Annotated in this window: 12 protein-coding genes; 8 read left to right on the top strand and 4 right to left on the bottom strand. The window is 65.6% G+C overall.

The genetic code is table 11. From position 1 onward, the window contains the following. Positions 1-172 precede the first annotated feature (172 nt). The 4 genes from IB274_RS01490 to IB274_RS01475 all read left to right on the top strand — a co-directional run bounded on the left by IB274_RS01490 (position 173) and on the right by IB274_RS01475 (position 4,124). A complete protein-coding gene (locus tag IB274_RS01490; RefSeq protein WP_192430348.1) occupies positions 173-1,069 on the top strand; it encodes a LysR family transcriptional regulator in 897 nt (298 codons plus the stop codon). Further along, complete coding sequence (locus IB274_RS01485; protein ID WP_192430347.1) at positions 1,066-1,659, top strand: tRNA-uridine aminocarboxypropyltransferase; 594 nt, start codon at positions 1,066-1,068, stop codon at positions 1,657-1,659. The genes IB274_RS01490 and IB274_RS01485 overlap by 4 nt, the downstream gene beginning before the upstream one ends. Positions 1,660-1,896: 237 nt before the next feature. Then, a complete protein-coding gene (locus IB274_RS01480) occupies positions 1,897-3,507 on the top strand; it encodes an ATP-binding cassette domain-containing protein (protein WP_192430346.1) in 1,611 nt (536 codons plus the stop codon). Between the two features lie 176 nt (positions 3,508-3,683). After that, positions 3,684-4,124, top strand: a complete 441-nt coding sequence (locus tag IB274_RS01475) for an acetyltransferase (RefSeq protein ID WP_192430345.1) — start codon at positions 3,684-3,686, stop codon at positions 4,122-4,124. Between the two features lie 127 nt (positions 4,125-4,251). Here IB274_RS01475 and IB274_RS01470 read toward each other — a convergent pair whose 3' ends face one another. Further along, on the bottom strand, positions 4,252-4,611 hold the full coding sequence (locus tag IB274_RS01470; RefSeq protein WP_192430344.1) for an antibiotic biosynthesis monooxygenase: 360 nt from the start codon (positions 4,609-4,611) through the stop codon (positions 4,252-4,254). A gap of 74 nt (positions 4,612-4,685) precedes the next feature. On the opposite strand from IB274_RS01470, the gene soxR reads away from it, so the two are divergent. Next, positions 4,686-5,147, top strand: a complete 462-nt coding sequence (gene soxR / locus IB274_RS01465; protein WP_192430343.1) for a redox-sensitive transcriptional activator SoxR — start codon at positions 4,686-4,688, stop codon at positions 5,145-5,147. Between the two features lie 88 nt (positions 5,148-5,235). On the opposite strand, the gene IB274_RS01460 is transcribed toward soxR, so the two are convergent. The 3 genes from IB274_RS01460 to IB274_RS01450 all read right to left on the bottom strand — a co-directional run bounded on the left by IB274_RS01460 (position 5,236) and on the right by IB274_RS01450 (position 10,224). Continuing rightward, positions 5,236-6,588 (bottom strand): HlyD family type I secretion periplasmic adaptor subunit, encoded by a 1,353-nt coding sequence (locus IB274_RS01460; protein WP_192430342.1) that lies wholly within the window; start codon positions 6,586-6,588, stop codon positions 5,236-5,238. A 5-nt stretch (positions 6,589-6,593) separates the two neighbouring features. Next, positions 6,594-8,756 (bottom strand): type I secretion system permease/ATPase, encoded by a 2,163-nt coding sequence (locus tag IB274_RS01455; RefSeq protein WP_192430899.1) that lies wholly within the window; start codon positions 8,754-8,756, stop codon positions 6,594-6,596. A 178-nt stretch (positions 8,757-8,934) separates the two neighbouring features. After that, positions 8,935-10,224: a TolC family outer membrane protein gene (locus IB274_RS01450; protein WP_371318950.1), complete on the bottom strand. Its 1,290-nt coding sequence runs from the start codon at positions 10,222-10,224 to the stop codon at positions 8,935-8,937. A 67-nt stretch (positions 10,225-10,291) separates the two neighbouring features. Between IB274_RS01450 and IB274_RS01445 the strand changes: the two genes are divergently transcribed. From IB274_RS01445 to IB274_RS01435, 3 genes are all read left to right on the top strand, one after another. Next, positions 10,292-10,636, top strand: a complete 345-nt coding sequence (locus tag IB274_RS01445) for a hypothetical protein (protein ID WP_192430340.1) — start codon at positions 10,292-10,294, stop codon at positions 10,634-10,636. Positions 10,637-10,773: 137 nt separating this feature from the next. After that, entirely contained in the window at positions 10,774-19,446 is an 8,673-nt protein-coding gene (locus tag IB274_RS01440; protein WP_192430339.1) for a retention module-containing protein, read from the top strand. Positions 19,447-19,625: 179 nt separating this feature from the next. After that, the gene (locus IB274_RS01435; protein WP_192430338.1) at positions 19,626-20,810 is read left to right on the top strand and encodes a thiolase family protein; all 1,185 of its coding nucleotides are present in this window, start codon (positions 19,626-19,628) and stop codon (positions 20,808-20,810) included. The last annotated feature ends 262 nt before the right edge of the window (positions 20,811-21,072 follow it).

Genomic DNA, 21,072 nt, shown 5'->3' with positions numbered 1-21,072 from the left:
AGAGTTTTCTAAACTAATCGGGGCGGCTAGACTGCGCCACCTTGCCGCAGCGGACGGCCCGCCGAGCTTGTGGCCTGCGGTTCCTGGATAGATAGCTGGCTTTCTATCCTCTGTTTTCAGGTGCAGAAACTACTGAACTAGAGCGGCCCGGCCGCGGTTTTGCGGAGACTTCATGAGCGCGAGCGCACTGCCCGACGTCAAACTGCTGCGGATTTTTGCCTGCGTGGTGCGCAGCCAGGGTTTCGCCGCCGCCCAGCAGGAGTTGAATCTGTCGACCTCGGCGATCAGTACCTACATGAGCCAGTTGGAGAATCAGCTGGGCATCGTACTCTGCCACCGCGGCCGGGGCGGCTTCGGGCTGACCAGCAAGGGCGAGCTGTTCCATCAGGAAACCCTGCGCATCCTCGGCGAACTGGAAGGCTTCGAGCGCTACGCAGCGACCTTGAAGGGCGAACTGCGCGGCACCTTGAACCTGGGCGTATTGGACTCCACCGTGAGCGACCCGGCGCTGCCGCTGGCCGACGTGATCGGCTCCTTCAGCGGCCTGCACCCGGCGGTGCACCTGCATCTTCAGGTGCAGAGCCCCTACGAGCTGCAACTGGCGGTGCTGGATAATCGCCTGGACCTGGCCATCGGTTCCTTCTTCAGCCGGATGAACGGCCTGGTCTACCAGCCTCTCTATAGAGAGCAGCACTGGCTGTACTGCAGCGACCGCCATCCGCTGTTCGACGGCCGGCGCATTCCTGCCGAACTGATCACCCAGCAGCGCATGGTCGGCCGTGGCTACTGGAGCCAGGCGGAACTGGCGCGGCACGGCTTCAAGCACAGCGCCGGCACCGTGGAGAGTATGGAGGCGCAGCTGATCCTGATCCTCTCCGGCGGCTATATCGGCTACCTGCCCGAGCACTACGCGCATCCCTGGGTGGAGCAGGGCCGCCTGCGCGCTCTGCTGCCGGCGACCTTCGGCTACCAGGCGCCGTTCTCGCTGATCCTGCGCCGCGGCCGTTCCCGCGAGCCGCTGATCCAGAACTTCCGCGACCTGCTGCGCACCCAGCCGAGCCAGTCGTGAGCCGCGCTCGCTGTCCGCGCTGCGAGCGCCCGCTGGACCACTGCCTGTGCGCGCTGATCCCGCGCCTGGACAACCGCACCCGTGTGCTCCTGCTGCAGCACCCGAGCGAGGTCGGCCATGCGCTGAACACCGCGCGCCTGGCGGCGCTCGGCCTGGCCAACGCGGAGCTGATGGTTGGCGAGGATTTCAGCGACCTCGAGCTGTCCGCCTGGGATGCCTGGCTGCTGTTTCCCGGCGAATCCGCCGTGGCGCTGGCCGAACTGGCCGCCCGGCCTGTGGATAAGCCACGCCTGCTGGTGGTACCCGACGGCACCTGGCGCAAGGCACGCAAGCTGCTGCACCTGAACCCGAATCTCGCGTTGCTGCCGCGGGTCGTCCTGCCGGAAGGGCTGACTTCGCGCTACCGCCTGCGCAAGGCGCCGGCCGAGGGCGCGCTGTCGACCCTCGAGGCGGTGGTGCAGGCGCTCGATGCGCTGGATGCGCCGCAGTCCCATGCTGACCTGTTGCGCCCATTCGATGCACTGATCGATGGGCAGATTGCCGCGATGGGCGAGGAGACCTTCCTGCGCAACCACGGCCCACGCCGCTGACCCGCTTTTCGTAGGAGCGAGCTTGCTCGCGAACCGATTGTCCTCCGACTGCGGAGTGGGGCGGGTTCGCGAGCAAGCTCGCTCCTACAAGAGCACTGCATGCGCGTTATACTGCGCCCCTCATTCCCCTTCGCGAGGTGTTCGTCCGATGCGCAATTGATGCCGCCGTGGTTTCACGGCCCGTTTCCTTCCCTGGCCTGTTCCCGGGGGAATTCCGGCATCAATCTGGTACTGCGCATGACGAGCCCGTTCACCCTGGCGCTGCAAGGCGTCTCTTTCCAACTGCCCAGCGGCGAGCCGCTGCTGAGTGACCTCAACGAAACCTTCGACGACCGCCGCACCGCGCTGGTCGGGCGCAACGGCGTGGGCAAGTCCGTGCTGGCGGGGATCATGGCCGGCGAGCTGGCTCCCGGCAGTGGTCGTTGCCTGGCGTCCGGGCCGGTGCATTACCTGCCGCAGCGCCTCGAGCCACAGGCGTTCCGCAGCGTTGCCGATCTGGCCGGCGTGCAACCGCTGCTGGATGCGCTGGCACGGGTCGAGGCCGGTGGGGTCGATCCCACGGATTTCGAACGTCTCGACGGCCATTGGGATATTCGTGCACGCCTGCAAGCCGAACTGGCCGACGCCGGGCTTGCTCACCTGGCGGCGGATGCGCCGGCTGCGCGGCTGAGCGGTGGCGAGTGCACGCGGGTGGCGTTGCTCGGCGCCTGGCTCAGCGATGCGGACTGGCTGATCCTCGACGAGCCGAGCAACCCTCTCGACCGCGCCGGCCGAGACGCCCTGCGTGAGCAACTGCAACGCTGGCGCGGCGGGCTGATGCTCATCAGCCACGACCGCCTGCTGCTGGACGACATGCAGCGCATCGTCGAGCTGTCTGCCACCGGCTTGCGCAGCTATTGCGGCGACTATGCGTTCTACCGCGAGGCGCGCCGGCAGGAGCAGGACAACGCTCAGCGTGAACTGCAGCGGCGCAAGCAGGAGCGCGACCGCCAGCAGCGCGCCATGCAGGAGCAGCGCGAGCGGCAGGAGCATCGGCAGGCCAAGGGGCGCCGGGACGCGAAGGAGGCGAACCAGGCGAAGATCCTCGTCGACCGGCAGAAGGAGCGCAGCCAGGGCAGCATCGCGCGCCTGGCCACCCAGCATGACGAACGTCGGGAGCGGCTGGCGCGGGAGGTGCAGGAGGCTTTCGATCAGGTATGCGAAGACACGGCAGTGGTCCTGAATGCGCCTGACTGCGCGTTGCCGCAGGCCCGTGGCGTGCTGCTGCTGGAGGGACTGCGGCTGCCATTCGGCAATGCCGCGCCATTGGACCTGCAACTGAGCGGCCCCCGGCGCGTGGCGGTGACCGGGCGCAACGGCAGCGGCAAGTCGACGCTGCTCAAGGTGGTCGCGGGTGCGCTGAGTCCGGCGGCCGGGTCGTGCGAGGTGAAGGTCCGCAGCGCCTACCTGGATCAGCACCTTGCCGCGTTGCTGCCCGAGCGCTCGGTGCTTGAACTGTTGCAACAGCGCAATGGCGTGGCGGACCCCGCAGTGCTGCGGACGCGTCTGGCACAACTGGGGCTGCCGGCGTCCCGGGTCGGGTTGCCCAGCTCGCTGCTCAGCGGGGGAGAGCGCCTGAAGGCGGCGCTGGCCTGCGAGCTCTACGCCGAGCACCCGGCCCAGCTGCTGCTCCTCGACGAGCCGGACAATCACCTTGATCTGCCGTCCCGCGAGGCGCTGGAAATGCTCTTGCGGCAGTACCGGGGCGCGCTGCTGGTGGTGTCCCATGACCCGGCGTTTCTCGACCGGCTGGGGCTGGAGGCGCGGTTGGAATGCGGGGAACAGGAGTGGCATTGGCGGAGCGAGTGAGGCTTTACCGACCGGGGAGGGCTGGGTAGGATCGACCTCCCTCTCTTTCCGGCTGCCTCTGCCGTGCCCCGCCCAGGCGTTGATTCGCGAAGCGGGCATTCATGCTGCCGACGCTCCAGCGGCCGTCACCCGGTGACGTGCTATCTCTAATCGATCTGCTGAATCAGGATGATTTCATGCTCATTCGCCAACGCATCGCTGCGGACAATCCGCGGCTGCTCGCTATCTGGCTGGGCGCCGTGCGCGCGACCCACCATTTCCTCCAGCCCTCCGACATCGAAGCCCTGCTGCCGCAGGTTCGCGACCTTTACCTGCCGGCTGTCGAGGTGTGGGTGGCGGTGGATGCCGAGGACCGCCCGCAGGGCTTCATCGGCCTCAACGATAGCCACGTGGAAATGCTCTTCATCGACCCGGATTGCCGGGGGCGAGGCCTTGGCCGTGCGTTACTGGATTTCGTGCGCGATCTGCGCGGCACCTTGAGTGTCGACGTCAACGAGCAGAATCCCCAGGCGGTTGGTTTCTATCTGCACTACGGCTTTGTCCAGACCGGGCGTTCGCCCGTCGATGGCGAAGGAAGACCATTCCCGCTGTTGCACATGAGTCTGGCGAGGGCGTAGGGCGTAGGGCGTATAACGCTACGCGTTATACGCCAATTGGCCAGTGTTCCAGGGCACTCCGATCGCGGCCGAGGAGCGGGCGAAGGGGCGCCGTGTACCGGCGTACAACCGCGAACGGTTGTACGCCCTACGCCTGAACCCGCTCGGTCTCGCCGCTGCCGAAGCGGATGCTCCGTGCGCCGAGCCTGAGCAGGCTGTCGGCGAACAGGTCGCTGGCGGTGGCGCGGCAATCCCAGGCGGCTTCCCAGTCTTCCCGGCGGCGCCAGTGCAGGCGGCCGACCAGGCGCTGTGGTTCGCCCTCGGCATGCAGCTCGCTGGCGAGGTAGCCGGGACGCCGGTAGAACAATTCCTGCAGGTGCGACAGGTAATCGCAGAGGCGCGCGGCGATGTGCGGGCGTTGCTGGGGCGTTACGTCGATCTCGATCTGCAGGATGAAATGCGGGTTGTCCACGCAGGCCTGGGCGGTGATCGGGGCGGGTTGGGTCATGTTCCTGGGCTCCCTGTCTTGAACCGAATGCCAGGCGAGGGTAAAACCTCAACATAAGTTGAGGTCAATAGCCCATGAAAGAATCTTCTTCCTGCTCCATGCACCGCGAACTGAGCGTCGGCGAGCTGGCCAGACGTGCCGGCGTGGCCGTCTCCGCGCTGCACTTCTATGAGGCCAAGGGCCTGATCAGCAGCTCGCGCAACACCGGCAACCAGCGCCGCTATTCCCGCGATACGTTGCGCCGGGTGGCGGTGATCAAGGTCGCGCAAAGAGTTGGTATCCCCCTGGGCGAGATCGCCGAGGCCTTGGCTTCGCTGCCCAAAGGGCACAACCCGTCGGCGGCGGACTGGGCGCGCTTGTCGGCGCGCTGGCGGGATGATCTGAACGAGCGGATCGAGAAGTTGCTGCTGCTGCGCGATCAGCTCGATGGCTGCATCGGCTGCGGCTGCCTGTCGATGGAGGCCTGCCCGCTGCGCAATCCGGGGGACAAGCTGGCGGAGGAGGGGCCGGGGGCGCATTGGCGGGGAGAAGGCTGAGTGGGCAGCTGTATTGGACCAGGAGCCCTCACCCCAACCCTCTCCCTCCGGGAGAAGGTTGGGGTGAGGGCAGGCCCGAGCGGAGAACTCACCGTTCCCGCAGTGCCTCCCACCGCGCCTTCAACACCGGCTTCAAGATGTAATCCAGCACGCTCTTCTCGCCGGTGATGATATCCACCGTTGCCACCATGCCGGGGATGATCAGCAGGGGCTTGGCGTCGGTGCCCAGGTGGTTCTTGTCGGTGCGCACCTGGATCATGTAGAAGCTGTTGCCCTTGTCGTCGGTGATGGTGTCGGCGCTGATCAGTTCCAGCTTGGCCTTGAGGCCGCCGTAGATCGTGTAGTCGTACGCGGTGAACTTCACCGTGGCCGGCTGGCCGGGGTGGAGGAAGGCGATGTCCTGCGGGCGCACCCGCGCTTCCACCAGCAGGTTGTCTTCCAGCGGGACGATTTCCACCATGTCGTTGCCCGGCTGGACAACGCCGCCGATGGTGTTGACCTTGAGCTGCTTGACGATGCCGCGCATGGGCGAGACCACCAGGGTGCGGTTGACCTTGTCGTCGATGGCGCGGCTGGTGGCGGTGAGCTTGTTGAGGTCGGTGCGGACGTCGTTGAGTTCCTTCAGCGCGTCGCTGCGAAAGCCCAGCTTCGATTCCTCGATCTTGCGCTGGATTTCGTTCACCGCTGCCTCGGCGCGAGGAATGGCGAGGTTGGTGGCGTTGAGGTCGCCGCTGATTTCCACCGCACTGCGGCGCAGGCGCAGCAGTTCCACCGGTGACACCGCACCGGCTTTCACCAGCGGCTCGGACATGTTGATTTCCTGCTGCACCAGGCCGAGGCTCGAGCGGTACTGCTGCACCTTGGCGCGGAACTCCTGCAGCTCCTGGCCCTTCTGCCGCAACTGCTCCTGGAGGATGTTCAGCTCGCTGTTCTGCCGCTGCATGCGGGTCTGGTAGAGCGCCAGCTGGTCTTCCACCACCTGCGGTGCGTCTTTCTTCAGGTCATCGGTGAACACCGGCTCGCGCCCTTCGGCTTCCGCGCTCAGGCGTTCGACGCGGGCTTCCAGGGAATTGCGGTCGGCCTCGGTCTCGCCCTTGTTGGAGGAGAAGCGGGTGTCGTCCAGGCGCAGCAGTGGCTGGTTCTTCTCCACCACCTGGCCTTCGCGGACGAAGATTTCCGAGACGATGCCGCCCTCCAGGTTCTGGATGGTCTGCACCTTGGAGGAAGGGATGGCCTTGCCTTCGCCCTTGGTCACCTCTTCTATGTCGGCGAAGTAGGCCCAGGTGATGGCCGCTACCAACAGGCCGAGCGCCGCCCACAAGGTGATGCGCGTGGCGTTGGGCGAATCCTCCAGCAGGGTGCCCTGCACCTCGGGCATGAATTCGGTGTCGCGAGCGCCGTTGCCGCCCAGGTAGTCGCGGATCGATTGGGAGAAGTGCATGGCCATTACCCCGCTGCCGGGCCGACGTGGCCCTTGCGCAATGCTTCGATGACCGCGTCTTTCGGGCCGTCGGCGACGATGCGGCCGCTGTCGAGCACCAGCAGGCGGTCGACCAGGCTGAGCATCGAGGTGCGGTGGGTGACCAGCAGCAGGGTCTTGTCGCGGCAGGCCTCGTGCAGGCGCTTGCGCAGGATTTCCTCGCTGCTGTTGTCCATCGCGCTGGTGGGCTCGTCCAGCAGCAGGATCGGCGGGTCGAGCAGCAACGCGCGGGCCATCAGCACCGCCTGGCGCTGGCCGCCGGAGAGCAGCTGGCCGCGCTCGCCCACCGGGCGGTCGAAGCCGGCCGGGTGTTGCCGGGCCAGTTCGCTGACGCCGGTCAGCTCGGCCACTTCGAGCATCCGCGCGTCGCTGACGTAGCGTGCGCCGAGGGTCAGGTTGTCGCGCAGGCTGCCGGCCAGCAGCGGCAGGTCATGGGCCACGTAGCCGATCTGCTGGCGCAGGTCGGAGACGTCGAGTTGGCGCAGGTCCAGGCCGTCGAGCAGGATCTGCCCTTCGTCGGGGTGATAGAAGCCCATCAGCAGGCGGCCGAAGGTGCTCTTGCCCGAGCCGCTCTTGCCGATGATGCCGATCTTCTCGCCGGGGGCCAGGCGCAGGCTGACGTGGTTCAGCGCCGGGGTGGTCTGCTCGGGGTAGCTGAAGCTCAACTGGCGCACTTCCAGCGCGCCGTGCAGCTGGGTGCGCTCCAGCGGGCGCTGGCGAGCCTGGCGTTCCTGCGGCAGTTCCATCAGCGCGTCGGTGCTCTTCATGGTCAGGCGCGCCTGCTGGTAGCGGGTGATCAGCCCGGCGATCTGCCCCAGCGGGGCGAGCACGCGGCTGTTGAGCATGTAGCTGGCGACCAGTGCGCCGACGCTGAGGTTGCCGTCGAGGATGCTGTAGACCCCGGCGCAGATCATCGCCATGCCGGCGAACTGCTGGAGGAACAGGGTGCCGTTGGTGGCCAGCGCGGAGAGGAAGCGCGCATGGTTGTCCAGCCGCGCCAGGGCGCCGTGGGTGGCCTCCCAGCGGTACTGGCGCTCGCTCTCGGCGCCGCAGGCCTTGAGGGTTTCCAGGCCGCCGAGGGTTTCGATCAGCAGGGCCTGGCGCTCGGCGCCCAGGGTCAGGCTCTTCTGCACGGTGTCGCGCAGGCGGCTCTGGATGATCAGGGCGAAGACGATGGTGAGCGGGAAGGCCAGCAGCGGGATGGCGATCAACCAGCCGCCGAGCAGGCCGATGACCAGGATCATCAGCAGCGAGAAGGGCAGGTCGATCAGGCTGGTCAGGGTCAGCGCGGTGAGGAATTCGCGCAGGCCCTGGAAGTCATGGATGCTCTGGGCGAAGCCGCCGATGGTTTCCGGCTTGGCCTTGAGCGACATGCCGGTGATGCGTTCGAACAGGGTGGCGGAGAGCACCACGTCGGTCTTCTTGCCGGCCATGTCCAGCAGGTTGGAACGCAGCACGCGCAGCAGCAGTTCGAACAGCGTGCCCAGCAGCAGGCCGGCGGCGAGCACCCAGAGTGTCGAGATGGCCTGGTTGGGCACCACGCGGTCGTAGGTCTGCATGACGAACAGCGGTACCAGCATGCCCAGCAGGTTGATCAGCAGGCTGGCGACCAGGGCGTCGGTATAGAGCCAGCGCGACAGCCGCAGGGTGTCGCGGAACCAGGCCTCGACGCGCGGCACCAGGGGTTTGCGCGCGGCTTCCAGTTCGTGGCGAGGCCGGGCGAACAGGGCCTGGCCGCTGTACTGGGCGGCCAGTTCGTCGGCGCTCACCGCCTGCTCGCCGCCTTCGGTTTCGCAGGGCAGGATCAGCGCCTGGCCATCGTCGCGCCATTGGCGCAGCACGGCACTGCGGCCGTCTTTGAGCAGCAGCAGGACCGGCAGGTTGAGGCTGGAAATGCTCTTCAGCTCGCGGCGCAGCAGGCGGCCCTGCAGGCCGGCACGCGCGGCGGCACGGGGCAGCAGCGCGGGGGACAGGCGCTGGTCGCGCAGCGGCAGGCCGGCGGACAGGCTGTTGCGACTGACCGCGCAGCCGTGCAGGCGGCAGAGGATCAGCAGGCCGTCGAGCAGAGGGTCGTCATGGCTCAGGCGCGGATCGCCCGGCGCGGGTGCGCCGCGCTCCTGGATGATCATGGTCACGCTACTTCCTCCCGGGCCGGGCGGACCCGCGCCGGCAGCCGCCGGCGAGCGCTTGCAGGTGCTCGCCGGTGCGTGCCGGACGCCGGGTGTTCCGTGCCCCGTCGTATCGCTTCACGTTCGTCGCCCCGACGCCGGGCGGCGCGGGGCAAGGTGACGAGCGCGTGCGACTTTCTTATTTCAGATCAGGCAGGCGTGCCTCGTTCTTCACATCCGACAGTGCGACCGCTTCATGCGGCGCCACCACGTGCTGCGACTTCAGCAGGTAGCCCATGCTGCCGAGCACGCGGTACATCGAGTACTCCTCGGTGTAGCGGACTTCGGTGTAGCGGCGGTTGGCGGTGAACAGTTCGTTCTCGCTGTCCAGCAGGTCGAGCAGGGTGCGCTGGCCGAGGGTGAACTGCTGCTGGTAGGCCTCGCGAACCTTGCGGGTGTAGTCGGCGTATTCACGGGCCGGCTGGGTCTGCTTCTTGGCGTTTTCCATCGCATCCCAGGCCAGCGAGAGGTTCTCGTTGAGCAGCCGCAGTGCGTTGTTGCGGATGTCCTGAGCCTCGTTGATCTGGTGCGAGGTGGCGTTCAGGTGGGCCTTGTCGCGCATCCCGTTGAACAGGTTGTAGCGCATCACGACCTGGGCTTCCCAGCTGTTGTAGTGGCCTTCGTCGCCGTCGACGTTGTTGTTGGCCGCCTTGGCCAGCTCGGCGTCGAAGCGCGGGTAGAAGGGCGCCTTGGCGGCTTCATACTGGGCTTCGGCGGCGTTGACGTCGGCCTGCGCCGATTTCAGCAGCGGGTTGTCGCTGAGCATGTTCTGCCGGGCCACCAGCAGGTCCGGCGGAACCTCCGCCTTGACCGTGGAGGGCGCTTCCAGCTGATCCGGCATGCGGCCGGTGGCGCTATAGAAGCTGGCCTCGGCGTCGGCCAGGTTCACTTCCTCGGTGTAGAGGTTGTTCTGCGCCAGGGCCAGACGGGCGATGGCCTGGTCGTTGTCGGCGGTGGAGCCGACGCCGCGCTCGCTGCGCAGGCGGATCTGGTCGCCGATACGTTCGTGGGCCTGCAGGTTGTTCTTGGCCAGCGCCACCATCTCGCGGCGCTTGAGCACATCGAGGTAGACCTCGACGGTGCGCAGGGCAGCGGTTTCCGAAGTGCCGAGGATACGGAAGGCCTTGGAGTTGACGTTGGACTCGTTGCGCTTGACCTCGTTGGGGGTGCCGAAGCCGTCGAACAGCATCTGCCGCAGACGGATTTCCGCATCACCGCGGGTCAGGGTTTCATCGTTGTGATTGCCCGCCGCGCGCGTGGTCGGGCTGTCGGTGTTCTCCCGGCCGTAACCGGCCACGAGATCGACGGTTGGCAGATAACCTCCCCTGGCAAACTTGAGTTCTTCATCCGCGGTCAGGCGACTGTTCACGCTCTGACTGATTTCCGGGTGGTACTGCAGCGTGCTTTGTATAGCTTCAGTCAGGGTCATGGCCTGCCCATGGGCCCCTGACACCGCCAAAAATACACCGCTCCATAGTGCCGCGTTACGACTGCGCATGGCTTTGCTCCTGGTGTTCTCGTACTTCGATGCTCTCGGATCGCCAATTTATTGGCTTTTTTCTCTTATCAAGCGTTTCACGCCTGTAACATCAGAGCTAAGAACAACTTTTCGAAAACCTCAGAAGAATTTTTCACAAGGGTTATTCGGAAAAAATCTTATGAGCCCTGTGAAAAACCGCACATTGTTTGAACGTGCAAGCCCTCGTGTTTCCTGGGTATGGGCCGGAGCAGGCGCTTGCAGAAGAAGCCAGGTACGGTTTGTAGCAGTTAGGGCGGGGACCACCGCAGAAGGACAAGAATCGCGTGGCCAGCATGACAAAAAATTGTCGCTGGCTTTTTGATGCAAAAACGCTAGCAGTCCTTTTTGCCCCCTTCGCAACTTTCTTCGCAGCATCCCGATACAAGCGTGCCATGGCCTGTTTCGGTCAATCGCGCGTCGGTGGAACCGGCCGCGGGATGTGCAGCGGAGGAAGGACTCATGGCTACTTTGATGGGTGTCGTCAGCAAGGTAATCGGCGAAGTGTTTGCGGTAGCCGCCGATGGATCGCGTCGTCCTTTGGAACAGGGAGACAAGGTTTTTGTCGGTGAGCAGCTCGTCACCGGCGCCAATGGCGCAGTCGCGCTGAAAATTGCGGGGGGCGGCGAGATCACGCTGGGGCGTGACAGCTCCTTGCCGATGACCTCACAGATGCTTGCGGCCGCGCACCAGGCGGAGCAGGGTGACCAGTCGGTTGCCCAGCAACAGCCGGCGACGCCGACCAAGCAGGACGTCACCGACGTCAAGGCGCTGCAGGCCGCCATCGCCGCGGGCATGGACCCGACCCAGGCTGCCGAAGCCACCGCCGCCGGCCCGAGTGCCGCAGGTGCCGCCGCCAACGGCAAGCCCGGTGGCGGGCACTCCTTCGTGCTGCTGACTGAAGTCGGCGGGCACGTCGACCCGACTATCGGCTTCCCGACCGGCCCCATAGGCTCCGGTCCGTTGCCCCTGCGTGAATTCGATGGCACCCCGGATGTACGTCCCGAGGCCGAACCGCCCGTGGTCCCGCCGGATGGCGTGCCGAGCGCCGGCCCCAGCGGCCCCGGTGGTTCCAATGTGTTCGAGGCCGGCCTGCCCGGCGGTCTTCCCGATGGTGCAGGCGAGGGTGCGATCCACTCCGGCACCCTGGGCTACAGCTTCGGTCCCGACGGCGTTGGCAGCTTCTCCTGGGGCACCGCTGGGCTACCCAGCCTGACCTCCGGTGGAGTTGCCATCACCTATAGCGTCAGCCCCGATGGCCATGTACTTACCGGCAGCGCCAATGGCACGCCGGTCTTCACCGTGACCCTCACCGATATCAACACCGGTGCTTTCGAGGTCAACCTGCTGCAGCCGGTGGACCACCCGGTCAAGGGTTCCGAAGACACCCTGAACTTCGACATTCCCTACGTCATCACCGACGGCAACGGCACGTCCGCCAATGGCACGCTGACCGTTGGCATCGTCGACGATGCGCCACAGGCCAGCCTGTCCGCCGATAATGGCGTGGACGTGCTGCTGCAGACCCATGACGCCAACACCGCTGGCGCCGCCTTCGACACCTCCACCGCCGACTACAGCTCGGCCTTCCAGGTGACTGCCAACTACGGCGGCGATGGCGCCGGCACCACGCAGCTGAGCTACAACCTGAGTCTGGTGGCCGGCAACGGCGCCAACTCGGGCCTGACCAGCGGCGGCGCGGTTATCTACCTGTACAGCGTGGGCGGCGCCATCGTGGCGTCCACCTCCGCCAGCGCTGCCGGCATCACTGGCGAGAACACCGTGTTCTCGCTATCGGTGAACGGCAACACCGGGGTCGTCACCCTGACTCAATACAGCGCCATCGATCATCCGCTACCGGGCAGCGAGAGCGGTTTCGCCAGCCAGACCATCGCACTCGATTCCGGCCTGGTGCAGCTGCAGGGCAACCTGACAGTCACCGACCGGGACGGCGATAGCGTGACCTCCAGCAGCTCACTGGATCTGGGCGGCCGCGTAAGTTTCACCGATGACGGTCCGAGCATTGCCGTGGGCAACACCGAAGGCCTGCACCTGACGGTGGACGAGACCGCCCTGGGCACTGACGCCACCAGCAGCGTAGCGGTGAGCAGCCTCTTCAACGCGCAGTTCGGCGCCGACGGTGCCGGTTCGATCACCTACAAGGTGTCCACCACCGACAACACCGATAGTGGTGTGAAGGACACCGCCACTGGCGACAAGATCTTCCTGTTCAACACCGCCAATGGTGTCGAGGGCCGCGTTGGCGGCGCCGATGGCGCGGTCGCCTTCCGCGTGACCCTGGGCGAGGACGGCAAGATCACCCTCGATCAGGTGCGTGCACTCGTGCACCCGGACGTCACCGATGCTAACGACCCGCTGAGCCTGGGCGAAGGCAAGATCAGCCTGACTGCCACGGTGACCGACGCCGATGGCGACCATCAGAGCGCCAGCCTTGACCTGGGCAGCAAACTCACCTTCCTCGACGACGGCCCGCGCATCGCGCCCATCGAAGGCAGTGACCTGCACCTGAGCGTGGACGAAACCACGCTCGGCCAACCGGCGACCAGCACCGGCTCGGTGGCCGAGCTGTTCAACGGCCAGTTCGGCGCCGACGGCGCCGGCTCCATCAGCTACAAGCTCGAAGCCGCCAACAACACCGACAGCGGCCTGACCGATACCGCCAGCGGGCAGCGCGTGTTCCTCTTCAACACCGCCAACGGGGTGGAAGGGCGCCTGGAAACCAGTGGCGAAACCGCCTTCCGCGTGACCGTCGGGCAGGACGGCAAGGTCACCCTGGAGCAGCTGCGTGCGCTGGTGCACTCCGATACCAGCGACCCCAACGACGCGCTGAACCTGGCCGGCAAGATCACCCTCAGTGCCATCATCACCGACAAGGACGGAGACTCTGCCACCGCGCAGATCGACCTGGGCAGCAAACTGACCTTCCTCGACGATGGCCCCAGCATCGAGCCGTGCAAGGATCTGGATATCAAGCTGACGGTGGACGAAACCCACCTGAATGTGGATGCCACCAGCAGCGCCAGCGTTTCCGACCTGTTCACCGCACACTTCGGTGCAGATGGTCCGGGGCAGATCAGCTACAAAATCGAGACCCAGGACAACACCGACAGCGGCCTGAAGGACACCGCCACCGGTAGCCAGATATTCCTGTTCAACACCGCCAGTGGCGTGGAAGGCCGGGTAGGCGGCGTGAACGGTGACGTTGCCTTCCGCGTCACTTTGGGCCAGGACGGCACGATCACCCTTGACCAGGTGCGGGCGGTGGTTCACCCGAACCCCGGCGATGCCAATGACGGCGTCAGCCTGGACCCGAACAGTGTCACCCTGACCGCCACCATCACCGACAAGGACGGCGACAGCGCCAGCGCCCACATCGACCTGGGCAGCAAACTGACCTTCCTCGACGATGGCCCCAGCATCGAGCCGTGCAAGGATCTGGATATCAAGCTGACGGTGGACGAAACCCACCTGAATGTGGATGCCACCAGCTCGGTCAGCGTCTCTGACCTGTTCACCGGGCACTTCGGGGCTGATGGCGCCGGCGGCATCACCTACAAGGTTGAGACCCAGGACAATACCGACAGCGGCCTGAAGGACACCGCCACCGGTAGCCAGATTTTCCTGTTCAACACCGCCAGTGGCGTGGAAGGCCGGGTAGGCGGCGTGAACGGCGACGTTGCCTTCCGCGTCACTTTGGGCCAAGACGGCACGATCACCCTTGACCAGGTGCGGGCGGTGGTTCACCCGAACCCCGGCAATGCCAACGACAGCGTGAGCCTCGACCCGAACACCGTCACCCTGACCGCCACCATCACCGACAAGGACGGCGACAGCGCCCAGGCCCACATCGACCTGAGCGGCAAGCTGAACTTCCTCGACGACGGCCCGAGCATCACGCCGTGCCAGGACGCCGACATCAAGTTGACCGTGGACGAAACCCACCTCGGCGTGCCGGACACCAGCAGTGCGTCGGTGGCCGACCTGTTCACCGCTCACTTCGGCGCGGACGGCGCCGGAACCATCACCTACAAACTGGCTGGGGCCGACAACTCCGATTCGGGGCTGAAAGATACCGAGACGGGGCAGAAGGTCTATCTCTACAACACCGCCAATGGTATCGAAGGCCGCCTGCAGGGCACCGATACTGTGGCCTTCCGCGTTTATGTGGACGGCGACGGCAAGGTCACGCTGGAGCAGTTGCGCGCCTTGGCGCATCCGGATACCAGTAATCCTGACGATGCCCTGAGCCTGAGTGGCCAGGTCACTCTGACCGCCACCATCACCGACAAGGACGGCGACAGCGCCAGCGCCCATATCGACCTGGGCAGCAGCCTGACCTTCCTTGACGACGGCCCGAGCATCGCCCCGTCGAGCATCTACGACATCAGCCTGGAAGTAGACGAGTCCAACCTCGCCAACGACGCCCGTGTCGAATCCAGCCTGGTTTCGCTGCTGTTCGAATCGCACTTCGGCGCCGATGGCGCGGGCGGCATCACCTACAAGGTCAGCACTGTGGATGGCACTGACAGTGGTTTGAAGACCACCCAGGGTGACGCCATCCTGCTGTACAACATAAATGGCACGGTGGAAGGCCGCGTGGCGGGCAGTGGAGCAGTCGCCTTCGTGGTCAGCGAGGACAACGGCGCGCTGATGCTCGACCAGCGCCTGGCGCTCAAGCATCCGGACACCAGCAACCCCGATGATCCGCTGCGCCTGGACAGCGGCAAGATCACCCTGACCGCCACCATCACCGATGGCGACGGTGACAAGGCTTCGGCCCATGTCGACCTGGGCAGCAAGATGGTGTTCTACGACGACGGCCCGCAAATCGAACCATGCACCACCGCCGACATCCGCCTGACGGTGGATGAAACCAACCTGGGGACTGATGCCCAGGCATCGGCGGGCGACGTGGCGGCGCTGTTCACCAGTCACTTCGGTGCTGACGGCGCCGGCGGCATCACCTACAAGATCACCACAACCGATGGCACCGACAGCGGCCTGAAGGACACCGCGACCGGTGGCAGGATCTTCCTGTACAACACCGCCGAAGGTGTGGTGGGTAAAGTGGAGGGCACCAACCTGGTGGCCTTCACCGTGACTCAGCACAACGGCGCGATCACCCTGGATCAGCAGCGTGCGCTGGTGCACCCGGTGACCACCGATGCCAATGATCCGCTGAGCATCGGCATCGACAAGATCGCTCTCACCGCCACCATTACCGACGGTGACGGCGACCATGAGTCGGCCAGCGTGGATCTGGGCAGCAAGTTGACCTTCCTCGATGACGGCCCGCACATCGAGCCGTGCACCGACGCCGATATCCGCCTGGAAGTGGACGAGTCCAACCTCGCCAGCGACGCGCGCGTCGAAGCGCCCCTGGTGGCCAACCTGTTCACCGCCGATTTCGGCGCCGACGGGGCCGGCTCGATCAGCTACAAGGTCACCACCGTCGACGGTACCGACAGCGGCCTGCGCGAAACCGCCAGCGGCGCACGCATTCTGCTGTTCAACGACGGCAATGGAGTGGTCGGCAAGGTCGAAGGCAGCGGCGCCATCGCCTTCGTGGTTCGTCCTGATGGTGGGGCGCTGACCCTTGATCAGCGCGTGGCGTTCATCCATCCCGACAGCAGCAACGACGATGAAACGCTGAGCATCGCCAGCGGCAAGATCAGCCTGACCGGGACCATCACCGACAAGGACGGCGACAGCCAGAGCGCCTCCATCGACCTGGGCAGCAAGCTGGTATTCCACGACGATGCCCCGAGCATCAGCGCAGATGCCAGCAAAGCGCCGACCCTGACCGTGGACGAGACAGTGCTGAGCACCGATGCCACCGCCAACTTCAGCGGCGTCTTTACCTCCAATGGCGGCGCCGATGGCGGCAGCGTCAGCTACAAGCTGGCCGCTACCACTGACACGCCGAGCGGGCTGCAGACCACCAGCGGGCAGAACATCGTGCTCGTCAAGGTCAGCGATACCCTGGTCGAGGGCCGCGTGGGCAACAGTAGCGGCGCGGTCGCCTTCAGCCTGTCCCTCAACAGCGCTACCGGCGAGCTCAAGCTCGACCAGCAACTGGCACTCAAGCACGCCGATAGCGGCAACCCCGACGACTCGGTCGGCCTGCTGGGCAACAAGATATCCCTGGTGGCGACCATCACCGACGGCGATGGCGATCACAAGTCCGCCAGCCTCGACCTGGGCGACAAGCTGGTGTTCAAGGACGACGGCCCCGCGCTCATCGCAGGTGGCAGCCTGACGGGCCAGGTCATGGAGGATGCGCTGCCCGGCGGCAACCCCGACGGGGCCAGCGATACCACGACCGCCACGGGCTCGCTCACCAGCCTGGTGAACTTCGGTGCGGACGGCCCTGGGGCCTTCTCCCTGACTGGCGATTATTCCTCGCTGACCTCGCAGCACTTGACCTCCGGCGGCGTGGCGCTGGCCTACAGCGTGGTCGGCAACCTGCTGACCGCCACTGCCGGCGCCAAGACCATCTTCACCCTGTCGCTGGATGCGGCGGGCAACTACGAATTCAAGCTCGTCGGCCCGCTCGATCATCCGCTGCACAATGGCAGTGATGCGGAGCAATTGGCGCTCAACCTTGGTGGCGTGATCAAGGCCACCGACGGCGACGGCGATCCGGTCAGCCTTGGCAGTGGCTCGCTGGTGATCAACGTGCAGGACGACCTGCCGGTGGTGCACAGCGAACCGCCGTGCCAGGATGTCTCCGAGGTCCCCGGCTTCGTGCTCAACGGCACGCTCGACGTGAGCTTCGGCGGCGACGGCCGCGGTGCCTTCGACCTCAGCGGCAACACCGCGCCGGATGGCCTGACCTACGTGGTTACCCAACTGGCCGGTGGCGGCTCGCAGCTGACCGCCTACGACGGTTCCAACGAGGCGTTCTTCGTCCTCAAGGTCAATGCCGACGGCACCTACAGCTTCGAGGTGCTCAACTCGCGGCCGATCTCGACGGTGGAATACGACCTGACACAGGTCTCCGCCGGTGGCCCGCGGCCTTCCGTCACTCTGTCCGCCGATGGCCTTTCGGTGGTCTTCAGCAGCCCCAACGGCAACGTGAATCCCTCCGACAACGGCATGGGTGTGGGCGGCAACAACCTCATCACCCCCGGCGAGAACCTCAACATCGCCTTCAGCGAGAAGATCTACGACGTCAGCTTCGACGTGCAGAAACTCTCCACCAGCGATGTGCTCACCTGGAAGGTGCTCGGTGACGGCGGGGTGGTGCTGGCGACCGGGACCTTCTCGCCGCCGGCCGGCTATGGGGAGAGCAGCTCGATCTCGTTCAACCTGCTGACCGACGGCCACTTCACCAGCGGCTCGGCCTTCCAGCTGTCCGAAGGCGGCTTCAACTCCGTGGTGCTGAGCAGCAACAGCGGCGACTACCGTCTGGTCACCGTCTCCGCCGGGCAGTCGGTCCTGCCGGAGAACCTGGACCTCAACTTCCACGTCGGCCTTACCGACGGCGACGGCGACAGCGCCGGGCTGAACCTGTGCCTGGACCTGAGCAGCCCGCAGTCTGTACTGGTAGTGGGCAGCAACAGCAGCGACATCGACGGGTCCAATACTCAGCACACCCTGCCCAACCCGCAGGATGTGGACAAGTCCGGGACCATCAGTGGCGGTGGCGGCAACGACGTGCTGGTGGGCGATCCGGGTGGCGTGTCGGTCTATACCCAGCCGGGCAAGAACTACAACATCTCGCTGATCGTCGATACCTCCGGCAGCATGAAGGACCCCTCCGGTACCGGCAGCCTGTCGCGCATGGACCTGGCGAAGAACGCACTGGTGAACCTGGTCAACGCCATCAAGGGGCACGACGGGGTCATCAACGTCAGCCTGGTGTCGTTCGGCGACAACGCCACCCGCGTCAGCTACAACGGCCTGACGACAGCCAACGTGGCCTTGCTGATCTCCGCGATCAACGCGCTCAGCGCCAACGGTGCGACCAACTATGACGATGCCATGCAGAAGGCTTCGGCATGGTTCAACACCCAGGTCAGCACCAACCATGCGGACGCGGCCCACGGTTACGTCAACCTGGCTTTCTTCCTCACCGACGGCAACCCGACCGTCTACAACGGCAACTCCAGCAGCGGCAACAGCACCAGCTATAACGACATGAACGTCGCTATCACCTCGGGCAACGACATGCTGCACCATGCCGGCACCCTGGTCGGCGACAACTCGGTGGCGGTCAATGCCATCGGTATCGGCAACGGCATCAACAGCGACTACCTGCGCTACTTCGACAACACCAACACCACTGGCACCGTGGTGACCAATGTCGATGGCACGAACCTGTCCAACACGGTCGGCCAGCCGCAGATCATCAACACCGCCGAGCAATTGCAGGCGGCGCTGCAGGAAGGCTTCAGCACCAGCACACCGGTGACGGTGGGCAACGACCATCTGGTCGGCGGGGCGGGCAACGACATCCTGTTCGGCGATGTCATCAACACCGACCAGTTGGCCTGGGCCGGGCATGCCGCCGGGACGCACAACGGCCAGGGCTTCCAGGGACTGGTGGACTACCTGACCGCCACCAATGGCACCGCGCCGACGGCGGCCACGATCAGCAACTACATCATCCAGCACGCGGATCAGCTCAACGTCGCCGGTGACCTGCGCGGCGGCGACGACATCCTCGAAGGCGGGGCCGGCAATGACCTGATGTTCGGCCAAGGCGGCAACGACAAGCTGATCGGCGGGCCCGGCGACGACATCATGTACGGCGGTACCGGCGCGGATGAGTTCATCTGGAAGTCCGGCGATACCGGTCACGATGTGATCAAGGACTTCAACATCGCCGAGCACGACGTGCTGAACTTCGCCGATCTGCTGCAAGGGGAGGCCGCTACGGCTTCGTCGCTGGCGCACTACCTGACCTTCTCGGTCGCCGCCGGCACCACCACCATCGGCGTCAGCCCCACCAGTGGTGGCGCCGTCACCCAGACCGTCGACCTGGCCAACGTCGACCTCGCCGCCAAGTACGCGGGCCATGCCGGCAACGGCGTGCTCTCGGCGGGGGATACCCAGACCGTACTCAACGGCCTGCTGGGCGATCACGCGATCAAGACCGACACCGTCTGACCTCGTGTGAACCCCCTCGAAACCGCCGCCTTCGGGCGGCGGTTTCGTTCCTGCCCGCCCAACGAGGGTGGTGGCACAGCTATACGCCTGGTGAATGATCGTCGCCCTGCGTCCTCACTGGCGCCTATGCTCGGGGCTACACCATCCTCCCCAACGAACAACAAGCAACGAGGTTTCCCATGCGCGAAGTGGTGATCGTCGACAGCGTCCGTACCGGCCTGGCCAAGTCCTTCCGTGGCAAATTCAACATGACCCGTCCGGACGACATGGTCGCCCATTGCATCGACGCGCTGCTGGCGCGCAACAACCTCGACCCGCTGCTGGTGGACGACTGCGTGGTCGGCGCGGGCTCCAACGAAGGCGCCCAGGGCCACAACATCGGCCGCAACGCCGCCGTACTGTCGCGCCTGGGCACCCATGTCGCCGGCATGACCCTGAACCGCTACTGCTCCTCGGGTCTGCAGGCCATCGCCATTGCTGCCAACCAGGTAGCTTCGGGCTGCAGCGACATCCTGGTGGCCGGCGGCGTCGAGTCCATCACCTTGACCATGGGCAAGCAGAATCTCGACAACTTCGTGAACCCGCGCCTGAAGGACGAGTTCCCCGGCATCTACTACCCCATGGGGCAAACCGCCGAGATCGTCGCCCGCCGCTACAACGTCACCCGCGAGCAGCAGGACCTGTATTCCCTGCAGAGCCAGCAGCGCACCGCCCGCGCCCAGGCCGAAGGCCTGTTCGACGATGAAATCGTGCCGATGAGCGTGAAGTACCTGGTGGAAGACAAGGCCACCGGCGAGAAGAAAGTGCTCGACGGCGTGGTCGACCGCGACGACTGCAACCGCCCGGAAACCACCCTTGAAGGCCTGAACTCCCTCAAGCCGGTTTTCGCAGAAGACGGCTCGGTCACCGCCGGCAACGCTTCGCAGCTCTCCGATGGCGCGTCGATGACCCTGATCATGAGTCTGGACAAGGCCCTGGAACTGGGCCTCAAGCCCAAGGCCTTCTTCCGCGGCTTCACCGTTGCCGGTTGCGAGCCGGATGAAATGGGCATCGGCCCGGTGTTCTCGGTGCCCAAGCTGCTCAAGGCCAAGGGCCTGCAGATTGCCGACATCGACCTCTGGGAGCTCAACGAAGCTTTCGCCTCGCAGTGCCTGTACGCCCGCGACCGCCTGGGCATCGACAACGAGAAGTACAACGTCAACGGCGGCTCCATCTCCATCGGCCACCCCTTCGGCATGACTGGCTCGCGCCAGGTCGGCCACCTGGTGCGCGAACTGCAGCGCCGCAACCTGCGCTACGGCATCGTCACCATGTGCGTGGGCGGCGGTATGGGCGCCACCGGCCTGTTCGAGGCCGTTCGCTGAGCACGACGGGTGAGGGCGCACGCCCTTGCCTGGATGGCACCGACCGCTCCACGCAAGCGGCCCGGTGCCGCTGAGAAGCCCCCGGCGGTGACGCCGGGGGTTTTTCATTTGTGCTTCTCTTCAGGTGCGGGCATAACCCGGAATGTCGGCGCCAACCTGTAGAAGCGCCCCATGGGCGCGATCGTGGGCATGGCCCGCTCCTGCAAAGGTGCGATGGGCTTTCGCTTCGGAAGCAGAAAAGCAAAACCCCGGCTGGCAGGCC

The sequence above is a fragment of the Pseudomonas sp. PDM18 genome (assembly GCF_014852585.1).
Lineage (GTDB): Bacteria > Pseudomonadota > Gammaproteobacteria > Pseudomonadales > Pseudomonadaceae > Pseudomonas.
The sequence above is the reverse complement of the archived record's forward strand: the minus strand, read 5'-3'. Positions and strand labels throughout refer to the sequence as shown.